Here is a 20,022-nt window from a genome sequence, read left to right as displayed (position 1 = left end):
AAGGAGCGAGATGACGGCAGAAGATTATCCTGCGTTATCTTGCTCTGGCGGTGTCAGCGCGAAGCTGACCACTACAATCACCTGAACAACTGCCCATGACGGGGCTCCATAAAATGAAAACCCCGCGAATGTAATGGTTTATGACAACAAAGTCAACCAGCAATGCGCGGGGTCGGGCGGGATGATGGCTGGCGCTTACTTGGCCGACAGTCCCAGTTTGAGGTTGACGGGCTGGCCGGCGTCGGCCTGCACCGCTTCCGGCGCGCCCGTGCGGGCGCTGGCCGGGTTGACGCCGCCTTCGGTCAGCGCGGCCACGATGGCGCTGGCGCGCTGCGTGCCGAGGCGGCTGAGGGCGTCGGCCGGCAGGGCCTGGCGCAGTTCCAGCTTCGCTTGCAGCGTGCGGTAAAACGCGCTGGCGTCGGCCACTTGCGGCTCGCCCTGGATCAGCTTGCCCAGTTTCTGCCAGATGGCCAATTTCTTCTGGCCGGTGCTGGACGGGGCCGTGGCGGCAGTCGCGGCGCCGGTCGCAGCTGCGGACGATGCGGCAGGTGCGGCGGCGTTGGTCGTTGCGGCGCCAGTCGCGGAGCCGGAGCTGGCAACTGAACTGGCGGCCTTATCGGCGGCAGAACCAGCGGCAGGGGCGGGCGCACCGGCGGCGGCCTCGGCGGCCTTCTTCTCTTTGTCCAGCTCACCGGAGCCGAAGCGCTCGCTGTACAGGCCGCGCAGGGCGCTGCGTACCGGGCTGCTGTGGATGTCGAGCGGCCCCGGTTCCTCGCCCGCTTCCAGCTTGATGCCGGCCCGCTTGGCGATCTCGCGCCGCACGGCCCGCGCGCGCAGGGCGGCGCCGTCGGACTGCTCGCTGTACTGGCCCGGCACGGACAGCGTCAGCTGGCTGCGCTTGGCCAGGATCTGCGCCACCTGGGCCAGCTTGGCCCGTTCCGGCGGCAGCAGGGCGTCGCTGCCCGGATCGAAGCTGATCGCTTCCAGCTTGTCGCCGCTGATACCGAACAGGTTGCCCAGCGCGCGGAACGGTGCCGTGACGATCTTGGTCAGCACGTTGCCCACGGCCTTCCACACCACGGCGCCATAGCTGAACTGAGGGTCGTTCATGTCGCCGGCCACGGGCAGGCCCAGGTCGATGCGGCCGTCGCTGTCCTTGAGGATGGCCAGCGCCAGTTCCAGCGGCAGCTTGAGGGCGTCCGGGCTGTCGATGCGCTCGCCCAGGGTGAGCTGGTCGAACACGATGTGGTTGTTGCCCTCCAGCTGGTTCTGGCGCACCTTGTATTCCAGGTCCAGTGAGATCTTGCCCTGCGCGATTTTGTAGCCGGCGAACTTCATCGTGTAGGGCGAGGCCGACACCATGTCCACATTCTTGAAGATGACGTTGAGGTCCGTGTTCTCGCTGGCGGCGAAGGGATTGAGCTGGCCGCGCACGCGGGCCATGCCGAAGTCGTCCACGCGGCCATCGAGTTCCACCTGGCTGCGCGCATCGCGCTTCGACGACAGGCCGGTGATGACGCCGCCCAGTTCATAAATCTTGGCGCTGAACTGCGGACGCAGGCTCAGGTCCGTGAAATCGAGCTTGGCGTTCTGCAGCCGCACGCGCTGGACGTGGACTGGGAACGGTTGCCCGGCCGGCGCCGCAGCCTTTGCGGGCGCTGCAGATGCGCCGCCGTCGGCCGGCTTGACCAGCAGGCGGGCCGCGTTGAGGCTGCGGTCGTTTTCGATAATCAGCTTGGCATTGGGCTCGACGATGCGCAGTTCGGGGATGTCGAGCAGGTCCGGTGCCAGGCTCAGGGTGAGCTTGTCGGTACGCACCGTCTTCCAGCTGGCGAAGCGGTCGCCGTCGTCTTCGTTCAGCGCGAGGCCGGACACGTCGAACGCGCCCACATAGCGCACGCTGGTGCGGTTGGCGGGGCCCGGCTTGGTATTCAACTGCCCGCGGGCGGACACGGTGCCGCCAGCCAGCTTCAGTTTCACGTACTTGGCCAGCAGCGGCTGGACGGGCGCCAGCGCCAGTTGCTTGATCTCCAGTGCCGTATCGACCGTCGCCGTGGCCGGGACCACCGTGCCCTGTGCCGTCAGCTTGCCGCCTTGGCGCACGGCCAGGCCGGCCTGGAATTTGATGGCCTGTTTCAGGTCGTTGCTGACGTCATCGAGCTTGAGGTTGAAGTCCTGCAGGTTGGCCTTGATGCCCGTACCCTGGTCGGAAAACGCGGCCGAGAACTTGTTCAGTTCCACGCTCTTGGCGCTGGCCTGCCATGGCGTGCCGGCCGCCTCGGGCGCGGCTGCACCTTCGGATGCCGTTTTCTGTGCCGTCGTGGCAGGTGCGCCGTTGCCGCTGCGCGGCAGGTGGGCGAGGATAGCCGGCTGGCCCTTGGCGTCCAGCGCCAGTTGCAGTTCGCCGCCGTCCGCATACAGGCGGCCAAACGTGGCGCGATGGCCGGCCACGTCGATGCTGCCGTCCGTGAAACCCAGCTCGCCCAGCTTGAACGGCGTTTGCGCGCCGCTGGCGATGGTCAGGTCGGCCAGCGAGAAGGCGGCGCCATCGATATTGAGCTTGACGCCGGCCGGGGCCTGCTCCGCGTGCAATTGCAGGTGCAGCTGGGCCTTGTCGAGGCTGACCTTGAGCGGCGGGCTGGCCGTTTCGTCGGTGGCGTCGAACGCCAGCTGGTCGAAGTCCAGCTGTTTGAGTTGAAGTTTCCAGGGTGGCGGCGGTGCGGATGGCTTGGCCTTGGCCTGTGCGGCTGCAGCCGTTGCGGCACCGGAGGCGGTGGCCGCCGTGGCGCTCGCTTCCTTGGACGGCGCCGCTGGCGCGGGTGCCGCAGCGGTTGCGGAGGCCGCAGCCGTTGTCACTGCCGCAGCTGCTGCGTTGCCGCTGCCCGCCGGGGCGCCCAGCTGGGCCAGGTCCAGTTCGCCCCTGGCGTTGCGGCGCAAGGAGAACTTGCCGTCTGCCGCGCGTAGGTGCTCCACGGTGGCCGAGCGGGTGGCCAGGTCGGCCTGCACGTCCGTCAATTCAAACGTCTTCAATGCCGCGAAGGTGGCGGCCGGGGTACCTTGGGCCACGGCCAGGTCGTGCAGGCCGAGCGCGGCGCCATCGAGGCCGGCGTCAAACTTGCCGTCCTTGTAGGCAAAGTGGTAAGGCAGCTTGGCCGACAGCAGGCCGGCCGTCACGCTCGCGCGCGTGTAGGGCTTGAGGTAGGCGGCCAGTCCCCGCAGGGCCACCTTGTCGAGCACCAGTTCGCCCTTGCCGGCGATCGGGTTCAGGCTGGCGTCGCCGCGCCAGCGCAGCGTGCCGCCATCCGTGGCGTCGGCGCTGAAAGTGTAGTTGCCGCTTTCGTCGGGCAGGGTACTCAGGTTGGCCAGCTTGAAATCGATGGGCGTATATTCGTCGGCGTAGCCGGCACGTTGGTCGTGCAGCGACAGCTTGCCCTGTTCCAGCACGAAGCTGGCGATGGACAGGCGCGGCATGCCGCTGCTTTCCTCGTGCGGACGGCGGTTGAGCGTGTCCATCAGCTGGGCGATGTTGAAGGTGCCGTCCGGCGCGATGGCCAGCAGCGCCTGCGGCGCCGTGAGGCGCACTTCGGCCAGCGTCCACGCGCGGCGGAACAGCGAGCGCCATTCCAGGTCCACCGTCAGCTGGCCGGCCGAGAACAGCGGCGCGCCGTTCGCTTCGGCCAGGCGGAAGTCCTGCACTTCCAGCCGCAGCGTGTACGGGTTGAAGCGCACGTCGCCCACCGACATTTGCCGTTCCAGCACGGTTTGCCCGATCTTGGGCACCTGGCTCTTGATGATCTGCGGCAGCAGCCAAAAGCCCGCCCCCGCATACACGGCCATCATCCCCGCACCGCCTGCGGCCCACCGTTTCCAACGCATTGCCATCAAACTTCCATCCTCATGTCATCTAGTCTTGCTTGCCCGAAATCCGGGCCACAGGCTAATGCCGTTAAAAAAAAAAAGGGGTACGTCCCCATTTTTGTCACCGAAGCCGGCTTAGAGGTCCTTTAACTTAACGGCATTAGGGCCACAGGCGAGAGTATGCCCCCTTACGGACCGAACCGCAAAGGTGCATGCTGCAAAGCAAGAGAAGCGCGGGCGGGGGGCGCCGCCGGCGAGGCGCAGCTGGTGAGGCGTGGCTGGCGGCGGGCCCCGTCAGGCCCGGGCGTGGGCGATGTAGCGGTCGATCACGGTCGGCAGCACGGTCAGCGGCACGCCGGCGCTGCCGACGATGGCGTCGTTGAAACCGGCCAGGTCGAAGCGCTCGCCCAGCGCCTGGCGCGCCCGTTCGCGCTGGCGCAGGATTTCGTTGTGGCCCATCTTGTAGCCGCAGGCCTGGCCCGGCGATACCGTGTAGCGGTCGATCTCGCTGGTCATGGCGGCCAGGCCGCGGCCCGTGTTATCGACCAGGAAGCGGATCGCCTGCTGGCGCGTCCAGCGCTTGGCGTGCAGGCCCGTATCGACCACCAGCCGGCAGGCCCGGAACTGCTGCGCCTGCAGATAGCCGATCTGGCTGAACGGGTCGTTGGCGTACAGGCCGAATTCGTCCATCAGCTGTTCCGCGTACAGGGCCCAGCCTTCGACGAAGGCGTTAAAGCCCATCAGCGACGAGATCAGGGGCAGCTCGGCATGGTGTTCGGCCAGGAAGGCGCCTTGCCACGCGTGGCCGGGGATGCCTTCATGGGCCGTGAGCGTGGTCAGTTCCGACTTCGGCCACAGGTGGGTGGACTTCAGGTTGATGTAGTAGATGGCCGGGCGCGAGCCGTCCAGCGCCGCGAAGTTCATGTAGCCCAGCGGCGCGCCCGCTTCGATGTCGGACGGCACGCGCTTGATCACCAGCGGCACCTTCAGGTCCAGGTGGGACACCTGCGGCATCAGGGCGCGGGCCGCCTTGACCTTCTCGTTGCAGAAGGCGATCAGCTGTTCGCGGCCGGCGGCGTCGTCCGCGTAAAAGCGCGACGGGTCCTTGGCCAGGGCCTGCATGCGCTGGCCCACCGTGCCCTGGCTGATGCCCTGGGCCTTGAGGATGGCGTCGATGCGCGCCTGCAGCATGCGGTTCTGTTCCAGGCCGATGGCGTGGATCTCGGCCGCGCTGCTGGTGGTGGTCGTGCCCAGCTTGAGGGCCCAGGCGTAATAGGCTTCGCCGTCCGGCAGGCGGTGCACGCCGGCCACGCTGGTGGCATGGGCCGTGGCCTTGCCGAAGGCGGCGATCTGGCGGTCCAGCGCCGGGTAGACCTGGTCCTGCACCAGTTTTGCGGCGCGCCCTTCCCAGTCGCCGGCCAGGCCCAGGGCCTTGGTGCGCCCGGCGATCGAGGTCACCAGTTTCTGCGTGGCGATGGCCGTGTTGCGGTAGGCGCGCAGCTGGCCCAGCGCCGTGCGGGCGATGAAGTCGGGCGGCATGATGCCCTTGGCGGCCTGCTCCTTGATGCGGGCCGTTTCCTGGTCCAGCCGGCGCGCCATGCCGGCCACGCGGGCCAGGTAGGCCTCGGCGTCGGCCGCGTCGGCGATGCGGTGCTGGGAGTCGAGGAATTCGGGCAGGTGGGTCAGGGCGCCGTCCTGCTGGGTGACGGGGAAGGGGGCCGTGCCGCCATAAAAGCCGCTGGCCGCGCCGCCGAACGGGAAGCGCAAGCCGGCCACGCCTTCGCCGGCCGCGTAGCGCACGCTGTCGTAGCGGATCTGGGCGTCCTCGCCCAGCTGGGCGCGGTCGATGGCATCGAGCCGGGTCAGCATGGATTTGACCTGGCTGGCCCAAAGCGCGTCGCCGGCCGGCGACTGGTCTTCCAGTTGCGCGCGCAGGGCGGCGCGGGCGCCCGTATCGAGCCCCAGCGAGGTGGCCGAGGTGGGCGACAGGCGCAGGATTTCTTCCGCAAAGTCCGACAGCAGGGCAGTCAGGCTGGCATCGGCGGCCGTCTGGCCTTGGGCTGGGGAGGCGGCCTGCGCCAGCGAGGGCAGGGCGGACACGGCGGCGGCCGACAGGGCCGTGCGCAGCATGTCGCGGCGGGTGAATTGAATGGGGAGCATGGCGTCCTTTTGATTGTTGGGGGAAGGAATCAAAACGCCGCCGACCTTAGCGCGAGTTACGCCAGAGTGTCAATCACTTGTGTTAATTTTGTCAGGTTGATAACTCCCTGTCGTCATTCGTCACGCCGGCGCCAGATGGCGCGTGAACCACGCCGTGGCGAGCCGGGCTACTTCCTCCAGCGTGCCCGCTTCCTCGAACAGGTGGGTGGCCAGGGGCACGATGGACAGTTCCTTCTGGCAGTGCAGCTGGGCGAACGCCTCGCGGTTCAGCTCCAGCACGACATCGTCGTTGCCGCCCACGATGAGCAGGGTGGGCGAGGCCACGCGCTGCAGGGCGTCCGGCCCGGCCATGTCGGGCCGCCCGCCCCGCGAGACGACGGCGCCCACGGCCCCATTGCGGGCCCCGGCCGCCACCCGCAGGGCCGCCGCCGCGCCCGTGCTGGCGCCAAACAGCCCCAGCGGCAGGGCGGCGCTGGCCGGCTGGCGGCGCAGCCAGGCGGCGGCCGTGGCCAGCCGGTCCGTCAGCAGGGCGATGTCGAAGCGGGCATTGCTGTCCTGGTCTTCCTCGGGGCTGAGCAGGTCGATCAGCAGGGTGGCCATGCCGGCCTCGTGCAACTGGGTCGCCACGTAGCCGTTGCGGGGGCTGAAGCGGCTGCTGCCGCTGCCGTGGGCGAACAGGATCACGGCCAACGGTTGGGCGGGCCAGTCCAGCATCCCCTCCATGTGGACGGGGCCGGCCGGAATCTGCACCAGTTCACGCCGCGCCGTGGGCATGGCCGTCTCCCTGGCGTTGGCCGGCGTCGATGCCGCGGGCGGCGTCGGCCCGCTGCAGCAGGTCGATGACCTCCGCATCGCTGGTCTGCTCGAAATCGTGGTACCAGAGGCCGATGGCAAAGAACGGCTCGGGCACCGTCAGGCAGACCAGCTGGTCCACCAGAGGGCGCAATGTGTGCGTGGCCTCCGCCGAGGCGACCGGCACGGCCACCACCACCCGCGCCATGCCGGCCGCATGCAGGGCCTTGACGGCCGCTTCCATGGTGGCGCCGGTGGCGATGCCGTCGTCGACCACGATGGCGACCCGGCCCGCCAGCGGCAGGGGCGGACGGTGGGCGTGGAACAGTTGGTCGCGCTGCGCCACTTCGGCCATCTTGCGGGCGGCCAGCGCTTCCACATAGTCGTTGGAGACGCCCAGTTCAGCCACCATGTCGTGATGGATGACCCGGATGCCGCCGCTGGCCACGGCGCCGATGGCCAGCTCCTCCTGGCAGGGCGCGCCCAGCTTGCGCACCACCAGCACGTCCAGGTCCACGTCCAGTTCGCGGGCCACGGCGTAGCCCACCGGCACGCCGCCGCGCGGCAGGGCCAGCACCACCACGTCGGCCCGCCCCGCGTAGGCTTCCAGCGCATGGGCCAGCAATTTGCCGGCGTGCGTACGGTCCTTGAATTTGCTTGCTTGGTTCATGTCCGTCTCCCGCTTGCCGCTGGCCTATATCGTCAATGTAGTCCGGATTTTGCGCCGCGTCAGACAATGGGGCTGATCCAGGTCAACCTGTCCATAGAATACCTCCGATATTGCCCCCGATGGCCATTTGATGGCGCAGCGTAGGATGGGGCGTATTCCGCCGTCAATTGATGTAGATCAAATCGGCCCGATGACAGCCGGCAGGAAGCCCCCTACATTGAAGCGGTAACGCCGGTATCCCGGCCGCCTCCAGCGGGCCTGCCGATGTGGCGTGACGATCCCGATGGGGGCTGCTGTGGATAGACCTGGCATCATCAAGCACCGCGCGGCAAGCCTGCGGCCGGCACCGAACTGGACCGACTACAGGGCCGGGCGGGACGCCTTCAGCTGGGACAGCGTGCGCGCCGCGCTCGATTATCTGCCCTGCGGCGGCCTCAATATCGCCCATGAAGCCGTGGAGCGCCACGCCCGCGGCGAGCATGGCGACCGGCTGGCGTTCCGCTTCCTCTCCGAGCACGGCCAGCGCGACCTTAGTTACGCCCAGCTGTCGTACCAGACCAACCGCTTCGCCAACGTGCTGGCCGGGCTGGGCGTGGGGCGGGGCGAGCGGCTGTTCGTGCTGGCCGGGCGCATACCGGAACTGTATATCGCGGTACTGGGCAGCATGAAGCGCGGCGCCGTGGTCTGCCCCCTGTTTTCCGCCTTCGGCCCCGAGCCTATCGCCACCCGCATGGCGCTGGGCGATGCGCGGGTGCTGGTCACAACGCCGGCCCTGTACCGGCACAAGGTGGCGGCCATCCGCGACCGGCTGCCCGGACTGCGCCATGTGCTGCTGGTGCGCGCGCCCGGCGAGGCGCGGCAGGATCTCCCGGACACGCTCGACTGGGAGCAGGCCATGCAGGGTGCCTCCGAACTGTTCGACATCGGCCCCACCAGCGCCGACGACTACGCGCTGCTGCACTTCACCAGCGGCACCACGGGTACGCCCAAGGGCGCGCTGCATGTGCACGGCGCCGCGCTCACCCACTGGATGACGGGCAAATACGCGCTGGACCTGCATCCGGGCGACATTTACTGGTGCACGGCCGATCCGGGCTGGGTGACGGGCACCTCGTACGGCATCATCGCGCCGCTGCTGCATGGGATCACGTCCATCATCGACGAGGCGGAGTTCGACGCCGAACGCTGGTATCGCATCCTGCAGGAGCAAGCCGTTACGGTCTGGTACACGGCGCCCACGGCGATCCGCATGCTGATGCGGGCCGGCCCGGAACTGGCCGGAAAATATGCCTTTCCGGCCCTGCGCATGGTGGCCAGCGTGGGCGAGCCGCTCAATCCGGAAGCCGTCTGGTGGGGCGAGCAAGTGCTGGGCCGCGTGATCCATGACAACTGGTGGCAGACCGAAACGGGCGGTATCATGATCGCCAACACGCCCGGTTTCGACGTCAAGCCCGGGTCCATGGGACGCCCGCTGCCGGGCATCGACGCCTGCATCGTCACGCGCGACGCGCAAGGCGCCGTGCAGGTCGCCACGGCGCCCGACGTGGTGGGCGAATTGGCGTTGAAGCGCGGCTGGCCCTCGATGTGGCGCGGCTACCTGAACGAGGAGGCGCGCTACCGCAAATGCTTCGACGGCGAACTTTACCTGACGGGCGACCTGGCCCGCCGCGATGCGGATGGCTACTACTGGTTCGTGGGCCGCTCGGACGACGTGATCAAGTCTTCCGGCCACCTGGTCGGGCCGTTCGAGGTGGAGAGTGCGCTGCTCGAGCATCCGGCCGTGGCCGAAGCGGGCGTGATCGGCAAGCCCGATCCCACCGTGGGCGAGATCATCAAGGCGTTTGTTTCCCTCAAGCCCGGCTACGAAGGCACGCCGGCGCTGCGCCTGGAACTGCTGGGCCACGCGCGCAAGCGGCTGGGGGCGGCGGTAGCCCCCAAGGAGATCGACTTCCTGCCCGCTTTGCCGCGCACCCGCAGCGGCAAGATCCTGCGCCGCCTGCTCAAGGCACGCGAACTGGGCCTGCCGGAAGGCGACACATCCACCCTGGAGGCCGGCGCATGAAGGCCAGCGACGACACGGTGCCACGCCTGGCCCTGCTGGCCGACATGCTGCGCATCCGGCGCATGGAGGAGGCGTCGGCCCAGCTCTACGGCGAGGGCAAGATACGGGGCTTCCTGCACCTGTATGTGGGCGAGGAGGCGGTGGCCGTGGGCGTGTCGCATGCGCTGGACGGCGGCGACCGGGTGGTGGCCACCTACCGCGAGCACGCCCACGCGCTGGTGCGCGGGGTGCCGATGGAGGCCATCATGGCCGAGATGTACGGCAAGGCCACCGGCTGTTCGCACGGCCGCGGCGGTTCCATGCACCTGTTCGACCGGACGCACGGCTTCTATGGCGGCAATGCCATCGTCGGCGGCGGGCTGACGCTGGCGGTGGGATTGGGCCTGGCGGACCGGATGCGGCAGCAAGCGCGCGTCAACGCCTGCTTCTTCGGCGAGGGCGCGATGGCGGAAGGCGCGTTCCACGAGTCGCTTAACCTTGCGGCGCTGTGGAAGCTGCCCGTGCTGTTCATCTGCGAGAACAACCTGTACGCGATGGGGACGGCGCTGGAACGTTCGGAATCGCAGGTGGACCTGTGCGCCAAGGCGGCCAGCTACGCCGTGCCAACGGCCAGCGTGGACGGCATGGACGTGGAGGCCGTGCATGGCGCCGCCCTGGCCGCCGCGCGCCACGTGCGGGAGGGGAAGGGGCCGTTTTTCCTGGAATGCCGCACTTACCGCTTCCGCGCCCATTCCATGTTCGACCCGGAGCTGTACCGCGACAAGGCCGAAGTGGAGCGCTGGAAGCAGCGCGGTCCACTGCACGGCTATACGGCCCGGCTCAAGGAGCAGGGCACGTTGACGGAGGACGCCTTCCTGGCGCTCGACGCGCAGGCGCAGCGCGAAGTGCAGGCCGCCATCGCCTTTGCCGAGGCTGCGCCGTGGGAAAGCACCGATACGCTGCTCGATGGCGTGTGCGCGCCGGAGGACCGGCCATGAAGATCAGCTACCGCGAAGCGATGCGCGAGGCGATCCGCGACGCCATGCTGGCCGACCCGCGCGTGTTCCTGATGGGCGAGGACGTGGGGCGCTACGGCGGTTCGTACGCCGTCTCCAAGGGCTTGCTGGAGCAATTCGGGCCGGAGCGCATCCGCGACACGCCCCTGTCCGAGCTCGGTTTCGTGGGCGCCGGCATCGGTGCGGCGCTGGGCGGCATGCGGCCCATCGTGGAGATCATGACCGTCAATTTCAGCCTGCTGGCGCTGGACCAGATTGTCAATACGGCGGCGGCCATGCGCCACATGTCCGGCGGCCAGTTCAACGTGCCGCTGGTGATACGCATGGCCAGCGGCGCGGGCCGCCAGCTGGCGGCCCAGCATTCGCACAGCCTGGAGGGCTGGTATGCCCATGTGCCGGGACTGACCGTGCTGGCGCCGGCCACGGTGGCCGACGCGCGCGCCATGCTGGCGCCGGCGCTGGCCGATCCGGACCCGGTCATCATCTTCGAACATGCGCAGTTGTACAACATGGAGGAGGACGTGGACGTCGCCGCCTGGCCGCCCGCGTGCGACCTGCGCCAGGCGGCCGTGCGCCGGCCCGGCACGCAGCTGACGCTGATCGCCTACGGCGGCTGCCTGCCCAAGGCCATGCAGGCGGCCGCCATCCTGGCCGACGAAGGGATCGATGCGGAAGTGCTGGACCTGCGCGTGCTACGCCCGCTCGACGGGGCCACCATCATGGCCTCGGTGCGCAAGACGCACCGGGCGCTGGTGGTGGACGAGGGTTGGAAGAGCGGCAGCCTGGCCGGCGAAATCGTGGCACGCATCGTGGAGGAAGCGTTTTACGAGCTCGATGCGCCGCCGGCACGCGTGTGCAGCGCGGAGGTGCCCATTCCCTACGCGGCCCATATGGAGCAGGCGGCCTTGCCGCAGGCGGCCACCATCGCGGCGGCCGCGCGGCGGATGCTGGGGGCGCCATGATCGAGTTCAAGCTGCCGTCGCTAGGCTCTGACATGGATGAGGGCAAGCTGCTGGCCTGGCACGTCCAGCCGGGCGACACCGTCAAGCGGGGGCAGGTGGTGGCGGTGGTCGATACGTCCAAGGCCGCCGTCGACGTGGAAATCTGGCAGGACGGCACCGTGGCGCAATTGCTGGTGCAGCCCGGTGAGACCGTGCCGGTGGGGACGGTGCTGGCCACGCTGCTGGAGGAGGGGGAAAGCGCCGCTGCGGCGGCCACCGGCGCACCGCCGGCCGCCAGCGCCGCCGGGCCGGGCACCAGCACCGCCGGGCGGGCGGCGCCGGCAGGCGCGGCGCCGGCACAAGCCGCCGGCACGCTCGCGCATGCCAGCCGTCCTGCGGCCGGCGCCGGGCCGGCCATGCCGGCATCGGGCCGCCGCCGCATTTCGCCCGCCGCCCGCAAGCGGGCCGGCGAATGCGGCATCGACGTCGATGCGCTTGCAGGCACGGGCCCGGACGGCGCCGTCACCTTGCAGGACGTGGAAGCGGCCAGCCAGGCAGCGAAGGCCGCGCCGCCGGACCGGCAGGCCGAGATGCGCAAGGCGATCGCCGCCGCCATGGGGCGCTCCAAGCGCGAGATTCCGCACTACTATCTGAGCGAACCGGTGCCCATGCGCGCCGCGCTGGAGTGGCTGGCCGCGGCCAACGCCGGGCGGCCCGTCACCGAACGCTTGCTGCTCGCCGTGCTGCAATTGAAGGCGGTGGCGCTGGCGCTGCGCAAGTTCCCCGACATGAATGGCTACTATCGCGACGGTGCATTCCAGGCTGCGGCCGCGGCCCACGTGGGCGTGGCCATCGCACTGCGCCAGGGCGGACTGGTGGCGCCGGCCTTGCTCGACGCGGGCGGCAAGCCGCTGGAACAGCTGATGGGCGAACTGGCCGACCTGGTGCGGCGCGCCCGCGCCGGTTCGCTGCGCAGCTCCGAAATGGGCGACGCCACCATCACCGTCACCAATCTGGGCGAGCAGGGCGTGGAAATGGTGTCCGGCGTGATCTACCCGCCGCAGGTGGCGCTGGTCGGTTTCGGCCGGCTGACGGAGAGGCCTTGGGTGCGTGATGGCGGCCTGTGCGTGATGCCGGCCGTGACGGCCAGCCTGGCGGCCGACCATCGGGTGTCGGACGGCCACCGGGGGGCGCTGTTCCTGGCCGCGATCCGCGATCTGCTGCAGCGGCCGGCCGACCTTTAATTGAACGGGGAGGTGGGTGATGGAACGAGAGCAATTGATGGCCGCCGTGATCGCGACGCTGCAAACCATCGCGCCCGAAGTGAGCGCGGCCGAGCTGGTGCCGGGCGAACCGCTGCGCAGCCAGGTGGACCTGGACTCGATGGACTGGCTCAATTTCCTGATCGGCCTGCATGCCGCCCTGCAAGTGGACATCCCGGAATCGGATTACGGCCGCCTGCGCACGCTGGACGACCTGGTGGAATATCTGGCTGCGCGCAAAGGCTGAGCTACGGCGCTTCCTTGCAGTGCGATAGCCCAGCCCGCACCGTAGAAATAACTTGTCAATATCCTCAGGTTTTTCCATATAATTGACCTCGCATTCAGCTATGGCAGGCGGATGGACGCCTGGCCGGGATCGCGGGAGTCTGTCAGTGAAGAATCGCCACTTCAAGCAGTTTCCACTGGATATGCGGCGTCTGGCCGTGGCCGCTGTTCTGGGCCTGGCGGCGGCTGGCTGCGCCGTCGGCCCCGACTTCAAGTCCCCGGCCCCGCCTGCCGGCCTGCGCGACGACAGCTACACCCCCACCGCCTTGCCGGCCCAGACAGCGTCCGCCCCCGTGCCGGGCGGGGCGTCGCAGCACATCGCGCTGGGGCAGGACATTCCGGCCCAGTGGTGGTCCGTCTTCCATTCGCCCGAACTGGACCGGCTGGTGCGCAGCGCGCTGGACCACAACCCCACCCTGGCGGCGGCCGTCGCGGCCCTGCGCCAGGCGCAGGAAAGCTATAACGCCGAGCGGGGCAGCCTGGCGTTTCCCGCCGTCAACGCCCAGCTGGGCGTCGCCCGCGAGCGCGATGCCGACAAGGGCAAGACCACCAGCGGCGTCTTTACGCTGTACAACGCCTCCGTCAACGTCAGCTATGTACCGGACGTGTTCGGCGCCACGCGGCGCGCGCTGGAAGGGGCACAGGCGGCCGTCGATTACCAGCGTTTCCAGGTCGAGGCGGCCCAGCTGGCGCTGACGGCCAACGTGGTGACGGCGGCCATCCGCGTAGCGTCGCTGCGGGCCCAGTTGCAGGCGACGATGGAAGTGCTGGCGGCGCAACGCCAGCAGCTGGGCGTGATCGATAAGCAGTTGCAGGCCGGCGCCGTGGCCCGCGCCGTGCTGCTGAGCCAGCGCAGCCAGGTGGCGCAGACGGCGGCCACCGTGCCGCCGCTGGAAAAGGCATTGGCGCTGAGCCGTCATGCCTTGTCCGTGCTGGTCGGCCAGCTGCCCAGCACGCCCGAGTTGCCGCAATTCGAACTGGCCGCGCTGGCCTTGCCGGAGCAGTTGCCGGTGTCGCTGCCGTCCGCGCTGGCGCGGCAGCGGCCCGACATCCGCGCCAGCGAAGCGCTGCTGCACCAGGCCAGCGCCCAGGTGGGCGTGGCCACCGCTAACCTGTACCCGCAATTGACGCTCAACGCCAGCTACGGCGCGGCCGGCGCCAGTCCGCACGAGGTGTTCCAGGCCGGGAACGTGTTCTGGAACCTGGCGGCCGGGCTGGCCCAGCCCCTGTTCAACGGCGGCGCCCTGACGGCCAGGCGCCGCGCGGCGGAAGCAGCCTACGACGCGGCGGCGGCCCAGTACCGCGCCACCGTGCTGGCCGCGTTCCAGAACGTGGCCGACAGCCTGCGCGCGCTGGAGTCCGACGCCAGCACCTTGCAGGCGCAGGCCGAGGCGGAGTCGCTGGCGGCGGAAACGCTGGCGCTGGCCAAACGCCAGTTCGAGCTCGGTGCCATCAGCTACCTGGCCCTGCTCGATGCCCAGCGCAGCTACCAGCAATCCCACATCGCGCTGGTGCAAGCGCAGGCGGCCCGCTACGCCGACACGGCCGCGCTGTTCCAGTCGCTGGGCGGGGGCTGGTGGAACCGGCCGCCAGACGGCGTGACGGCGTCGGCGCCGTAGTCCTTCGATCAATCGTGAAGCAGAGGGTGACATGACCAAGCGTATGTTCATCATGGCCGGCGGCATCGTGTTATTGGTCGCGGCGCTCGCACTGGGCAAGTTCCTGCAGATCCGGCAGATGATGGCCAGTTCACCCCGGCCCGGACCGCAGACGGTAACGGCCATCAAGGTACAGGCGCTGGAATGGCAGCCGCAGCTCAGTTCCGTGGGCACGCTGGTGGCCGTACGCGGCGTTGACGTCAGCAGCGAGATCGCCGGCATGGTGCGCGACGTGCGCTTCCGCTCCGGCGACGAGGTCAAGTCCGGCCAGGTGCTGTTTGCCCTGAACGCCGATGCCGACCTGGCCCAGCTCCATGCCTTGCAGGCGTCCGCCGACCTGGCGGCGACGGTGCTGGCGCGCGACGAGGCCCAGTTCGCGGCCCAGGCCATCAGCCAGGCCCAGCTCGACAACGACAGGGCCGAGCTGAAAAGCCGCCGCGCGCTGGCGGCCCAGCAGCAGGCGCTGGTGGACAAGAAGACGATACGGGCCCCGTTCCCGGGCAAGCTGGGGATCACGGCCGTCAACCCCGGCCAGTTTGTCAACCCCGGCGACAAGCTGGTGACCCTGCAGACGGTGGACCCGATCTACGTGGACTTCTACGTGCCGCAAAAGCAGCTGGCCGGCCTGGCCGTGGGCCAGAAACTGAGCCTGGGCAGCGACGCCTGGCCCGGCGCCGCCTTCCCCGCGCGGCTGACGGCCATCAGCCCCAAGGTGGACCCGGTCACCCGCAACGTGCTGGTGGAGGCGACCGTGGCCAACGGCAAGCGCCAGCTGTTGCCGGGCATGTTCGCCAACGTCAGCCTGGAGCAGGGCGAACGGCAGCGCCGCCTGACCTTGCCGCAGACGGCCATCACCTACAATCCGTATGGCTCGACCGTGTTCGTGCTGGCGCCGGGGCAGGGCAAGGACGCGCCCAAGGACGACAAGGGCCAGCCCCTGCTGGTGGCGCAGCAGGTGTTCGTGACCACCGGCGCCACGCGCGGCGACCAGGTGGCAGTGCTGACGGGCCTCAAGGAAGGCCAGACCGTCGTCACCAGCGGTCAGCTGAAACTGAAGAACGGCACCCCGGTCGTGATCGACAACAAGGTACAGCCGGCCAACAGCGCCACGCCCACGCCGCAGGAACACTGAGGGCGCCGCCATGAAATTCACTGACCTCTTCATCCGGCGGCCCGTGCTGGCCAGCGTGATCAGCCTGCTGATCGTGGTGCTGGGCTTGCGCTCCCTGTACAGCCTGCCCATCAACCAGTATCCGCGCACCCAGAACGCGGTCGTCACCATCTCCACCACCTACTACGGGGCGGACGCGCAGACCGTGGCCGGCTTCATCACCCAGCCGCTGGAATCGGCCGTGGCGCAGGCCCAGGGCATCGACTACCTGTCTTCGTCGAGCAACAGCGGGGTGTCGGTCATCACGGCCACGCTGCGGCTCAATTACGATGCCAACCGGGCGCTGACCGAGATCACCACCCAGGTCAACTCGGTCAAGAACCAGCTGCCGGCGCAGGCACAGAGCCCCGTGCTGACGGTGCAGACGGGCCAGACGACGGATGCCATGTACATGGGCTTCTACAGCAACACGCTGCCCACCAATAATGTGACGGACTTCCTGGCGCGGGTGGTCAAGCCCAAGCTCGACGCCATCGAAGGGGTGCAGACGGCCGAACTGCTGGGCGCGCGCCAGTTCGCCCTGCGCGCCTGGCTCGATGCGGACCGCATGGCGGCCCACGGCGTGACGGCGGCCGACGTCAGCGCCGCGCTGGCGTCCAACAACTTCCTGACGGGGTTGGGCAGCTCGAAAGGCCAGATGGTGAGCGTGCCGCTGACGGCCGGCACCGACCTGCACACGGTGGAGGAATTCAAGCAGCTGGCCATACGCCAGAGCGGCGGCGCCATCGTGCACCTGGAGGATGTGGCCAACGTTACCCTGGGGTCGGAAAATTATGACTTCAACGTGGCCTTCAGCGGGGTGCGCTCGGTCTTCATCGGCATCAAGGTGGCACCCGAGGCCAATATCCTGGACGTGGCCCAGCGCGTGCGCGTGGCGTTCCCGCCCATCCGCGAGCAGCTGCCCAACGGGCTGACGGGGGAAATCGTCTACGACTCCACGGAATTCATCAACACCTCCATCCACGAGGTGGTCAAGACGCTGGTGGAGGCGCTCATCATCGTCACCATCGTCATCTACCTGTTCCTGGGCAGCCTGCGAGCCGTGGTGGTGCCGGTGATCGCCATGCCGCTGTCACTGATCGGCACCTTCTTCGTCATGCTGGTACTGGGCTACTCGATCAACCTGCTCACGCTGCTGGCCATCGTGCTGGCCATCGGCCTGGTGGTGGACGACGCCATCATCGTCGTCGAGAACGTGGACCGCCACATGAAGCAGGGCATGGCGCCGTTCGACGCGGCCCTGGTGGCGGCGCGCGAGCTGGGCAGCCCCATCGTGGCCATGACGGTGGTGCTGATCGCCGTCTATGTACCGATCGGCTTCCAGGGTGGGCTGACGGGCGCGCTGTTCACGGAATTCGCCTTTACGCTGGCCGGCGCCGTGGCGGTGTCGGGCGTGGTGGCGCTGACGCTGTCGCCCATGATGTGCGGCCGCTTCTTCCGGGCCAGCCAGGACGAGGGGCGCTTCGTCAAGGCCATCGACCGCGTGTTCGAGCGGGTGCATGGGCGCTACCTGCGCATCCTGCATGGCCTGCTCGATACCTGGGCCGTGCTGATCGTGATGGGCGTGATATTAAGCGTGCTGCTGGCGCTGATGTTCAAGATGTCGCAGTCGGAACTGGCGCCGGAGGAGGACCAGGGCATCGTGCTGTCGCAGGTGGTGGGCGCGCCTACGGCCACCTCGGACCAGATGCAGACTTATGCGGCGCAGATTTTCGCCATCGGCAAATCGATCCCGGAATACGAGCAGATGTTCCAGATCACGGGCGTGCCGACCGTCAATTCCGGCTTCGGCGGCGTGCTGTTCAAGCCGTGGGACCGGCGTACCCGCTCGGCCCACGAGATCCAGCAGGAGTTGCAGCAGAAGTGGAACACGATCGCGGGCGCGCGCGTGGCGGCCTTCCAGTTTCCCGCCCTGCCGGGCAGTTCCGGCCTGCCGGTGCAGTTTGTCGTCACCACCACGGAGCCGTTCGAGAACCTCAATACGGTGGCCGAGCAGATGCTGGAAAAGGTCAGGGCGGCCAACAAGTTCTATTTCGTCGACGTGGACCTGAAGGTCGATTCGCCCCAGGCGACGGTGGTGGTGGACCGCGACCAGCTCTCCACGCTGGGCCTGACCCAGCAGGACTTCGGCAACGCACTGGGCGCCGCGCTGGGCGGCGGCTACGTCAACTACTTCTCCATCGCGGGCCGCTCCTACAAGGTGATCCCGCAGGTACGGCAGGTGGACCGGCTCAATCCGGCCAACGTGCTGGACTTCCAGATCAAGACGCCGGGCGGGGGCATGATCCCGGCCAGTACCGTGGCCAGCCTCAAATACAGCGTGGTGCCGGAATCGATCACCCGCTTCCAGCAGCTGAATGCAGTGACCTTTGCCGGTGTGACGGGCGAATCGCAGGGCGAGATCCTGCAGTTCATGCGCGACACGCTGAAGCAGGTGGCGCCGACCGGCTATACGGTCGATTATTCAGGGCAGTCGCGCCAGTACGTGCAGGAGTCGGGCGGCTTCCTGGTGACGATGGGTTTTGCCGTCATCATCGTGTTCCTGACGCTGGCGGCGCAGTTCGAGAGCTTCCGCGATCCGGTCGTGATACTGGTGTCGGTGCCGCTGGCGCTGTTCGGGGCGATGATTTTCATCTTCCTTGGCTTCGCCTCGATCAACATCTACACCGAGGTGGGGCTGGTGACGCTGATGGGCCTCATTTCCAAGCACGGCATCCTGATCGTGGAAGTGGCCAACCATTTGCGCGCGGCCGGCAAGGACAAGCGCGGCGCCATCGAGGAAGCGGCCGGCACGCGCCTGCGCCCCATCCTGATGACGACGGCGGCCATGGTGTTTGGCGTGGTCCCGCTGGTGATCGCGTCCGGCGCCGGCGCGGCGGGGCGCCATGCCATGGGGTTGGTGATCTTTACGGGGCTGGCCATCGGCACCCTGTTCACGCTGTTCGTGGTGCCGGCCATGTATATGTTCCTGGCCGGGAAGCACGTGGCCGTGGCGCCGCAGCCGGAGCCGCAGCCAGAGCACGGGCCGGGGCCGCATCCGGCACCGGGACAAGGAGCACAGCCGGAGCACGGGCCGCAGCCGGCGCTGGAACAAGGACCACAGCCGGAGGACGGGCAGGGGCCGCAGCCGGCGCAGGGGTAGGGATCATCGCCGCAGCGTGGGCGGTGAAAGGCGGCTTGGCCGCAAACCCTGAGCAGGTCTATCCTGCGCGGCAGGCCGGCCGCTAGCGGCCTATCAGTCCATCCTGCTCCAGGTCGCGCGCCAGTTCGCCGCCGTCGCCCCGCCAGAACTCGCGGTCGGCCAGGCGTACCCGTTCGGCGGCCTTGCTCATATGGTCGCAGGCGGCCTGGCGGGCCCGTTCGGGGTCGCCGGCGGCGATGGCGGCCACGATCTTTTCATGTTCCTCGCGCACCTGATGGTAAAAGTCCTGGCGCCGCGCCTCGTTGGCGCGCGTGACCTTGACGGCTGCGCGTATCGGCTGCGCAAACATCTCGACGAACTTGACCCAGTACGGATTGCCGGTCGCCTCCGCGATACTGAGGTGGAAGAGCACATCTTCCTCCACGCCGCTGCTGCCTGCCGCCACCGCCTGGTCGATGCGCCGCAGCGCGTGTTCGATGTCGGCCAGCTGGCCGGGACTGCGGCGCAGCGCGGCCAGGGCCGCCGTCTCCGATTCCAGCCCGCGCCGCACTTCGATCAGGTTCAACAACGACTGCACCGACTGCGCCGTGTGCGCGTCGTGCTCGGCCAGCGGCGCGCCGTCGGTCTGGCAGACGAAGGCGCCGCTGCCTTTGCGGGTGCTGAGCACACCATCGGCCTTGAGCAGCGCGATCGCTTCGCGCAGCACGGTGCGGCTGACGCCGAAATGCTGGGCCATCGCCTGTTCCGAGGGCAGGCGGGTGCCGGGCGCCAGGGCATCCTGGCGGATCTGCTGCAGCAGGCGGTCGGCCACGCGCGCGGCCAGCGTGCCGGCGGCAAAGCCGGGCTTGCGCACTTCGGCCGGCGGCAGGGTGAAGTTGGGTACGTGTTCCATTTCGCGATTATACAAATATACAGCTTGACAGGGCGGGCTTCAAATACATAACATACAGCCATACAGATTTTATACAGCTTATCGACGCCAGGCGTCATACAAAAGCGAATATCTGGATACTTCGACAACAATAT

The 20,022-nt window shown here is 68.5% G+C and carries 13 protein-coding genes; 8 read left to right on the top strand and 5 right to left on the bottom strand.

Translation table 11 applies throughout. The annotated features are described in order from the left end of the window. Positions 1 to 195: 195 nt before the first annotated feature. The 4 genes from AC3WOS_RS17165 to AC3WOS_RS17150 form a co-directional block, all read right to left on the bottom strand. The gene (locus AC3WOS_RS17165; RefSeq protein WP_492717237.1) at positions 196 to 3,882 is read right to left on the bottom strand and encodes a DUF748 domain-containing protein; all 3,687 of its coding nucleotides are present in this window, start codon (positions 3,880 to 3,882) and stop codon (positions 196 to 198) included. A gap of 270 nt (positions 3,883 to 4,152) precedes the next feature. Next, positions 4,153 to 6,018, bottom strand: coding sequence for a DUF885 domain-containing protein (locus AC3WOS_RS17160; protein ID WP_492717236.1), 1,866 nt, complete (start codon positions 6,016 to 6,018; stop codon positions 4,153 to 4,155). Positions 6,019 to 6,138: 120 nt separating this feature from the next. Continuing rightward, a complete protein-coding gene (locus AC3WOS_RS17155) occupies positions 6,139 to 6,792 on the bottom strand; it encodes a dienelactone hydrolase family protein (RefSeq protein WP_492717235.1) in 654 nt (217 codons plus the stop codon). Then, positions 6,773 to 7,480, bottom strand: coding sequence for a phosphoribosyltransferase (locus tag AC3WOS_RS17150; protein WP_492717234.1), 708 nt, complete (start codon positions 7,478 to 7,480; stop codon positions 6,773 to 6,775). Before AC3WOS_RS17150 ends, AC3WOS_RS17155 begins: the two co-directional genes overlap by 20 nt. 295 nt (positions 7,481 to 7,775) lie before the next feature. Between AC3WOS_RS17150 and acsA the strand changes: the two genes are divergently transcribed. The 8 genes from acsA to AC3WOS_RS17110 all read left to right on the top strand — a co-directional run bounded on the left by acsA (position 7,776) and on the right by AC3WOS_RS17110 (position 18,996). Beyond that, positions 7,776 to 9,542, top strand: coding sequence for an acetate--CoA ligase (gene acsA, locus AC3WOS_RS17145; RefSeq protein ID WP_492717233.1), 1,767 nt, complete (start codon positions 7,776 to 7,778; stop codon positions 9,540 to 9,542). Then, positions 9,539 to 10,519: a pyruvate dehydrogenase (acetyl-transferring) E1 component subunit alpha gene (gene pdhA, locus AC3WOS_RS17140; RefSeq protein WP_492717232.1), complete on the top strand. Its 981-nt coding sequence runs from the start codon at positions 9,539 to 9,541 to the stop codon at positions 10,517 to 10,519. Before acsA ends, pdhA begins: the two co-directional genes overlap by 4 nt. Continuing rightward, complete coding sequence (locus AC3WOS_RS17135) at positions 10,516 to 11,499, top strand: alpha-ketoacid dehydrogenase subunit beta (RefSeq protein ID WP_492717231.1); 984 nt, start codon at positions 10,516 to 10,518, stop codon at positions 11,497 to 11,499. Before pdhA ends, AC3WOS_RS17135 begins: the two co-directional genes overlap by 4 nt. Further along, entirely contained in the window at positions 11,496 to 12,722 is a 1,227-nt protein-coding gene (locus tag AC3WOS_RS17130; RefSeq protein WP_492717230.1) for a dihydrolipoamide acetyltransferase family protein, read from the top strand. The genes AC3WOS_RS17135 and AC3WOS_RS17130 overlap by 4 nt, the downstream gene beginning before the upstream one ends. Before the next feature lie 19 nt (positions 12,723 to 12,741). Continuing rightward, on the top strand, positions 12,742 to 12,987 hold the full coding sequence (locus AC3WOS_RS17125; RefSeq protein WP_492717229.1) for an acyl carrier protein: 246 nt from the start codon (positions 12,742 to 12,744) through the stop codon (positions 12,985 to 12,987). Positions 12,988 to 13,132: 145 nt separating this feature from the next. Beyond that, a complete protein-coding gene (locus AC3WOS_RS17120; protein WP_492717228.1) occupies positions 13,133 to 14,644 on the top strand; it encodes an efflux transporter outer membrane subunit in 1,512 nt (503 codons plus the stop codon). A gap of 31 nt (positions 14,645 to 14,675) precedes the next feature. Beyond that, positions 14,676 to 15,815 carry an efflux RND transporter periplasmic adaptor subunit gene (locus AC3WOS_RS17115; protein WP_492717227.1) on the top strand — a complete coding sequence of 380 codons (1,140 nt, stop codon included), beginning with the start codon at positions 14,676 to 14,678 and terminating at the stop codon, positions 15,813 to 15,815. Positions 15,816 to 15,825: 10 nt separating this feature from the next. After that, positions 15,826 to 18,996 (top strand): efflux RND transporter permease subunit, encoded by a 3,171-nt coding sequence (locus AC3WOS_RS17110; RefSeq protein WP_492717226.1) that lies wholly within the window; start codon positions 15,826 to 15,828, stop codon positions 18,994 to 18,996. An 82-nt stretch (positions 18,997 to 19,078) separates the two neighbouring features. On the opposite strand, the gene AC3WOS_RS17105 is transcribed toward AC3WOS_RS17110, so the two are convergent. Beyond that, positions 19,079 to 19,888 (bottom strand): FadR/GntR family transcriptional regulator, encoded by an 810-nt coding sequence (locus AC3WOS_RS17105; RefSeq protein ID WP_492717225.1) that lies wholly within the window; start codon positions 19,886 to 19,888, stop codon positions 19,079 to 19,081. Positions 19,889 to 20,022: the final 134 nt, after the last annotated feature.

Source organism: Rugamonas sp. FW305-51, assembly GCF_058786935.1.
The sequence above is the reverse complement of the archived record's forward strand: the minus strand, read 5'-3'. Positions and strand labels throughout refer to the sequence as shown.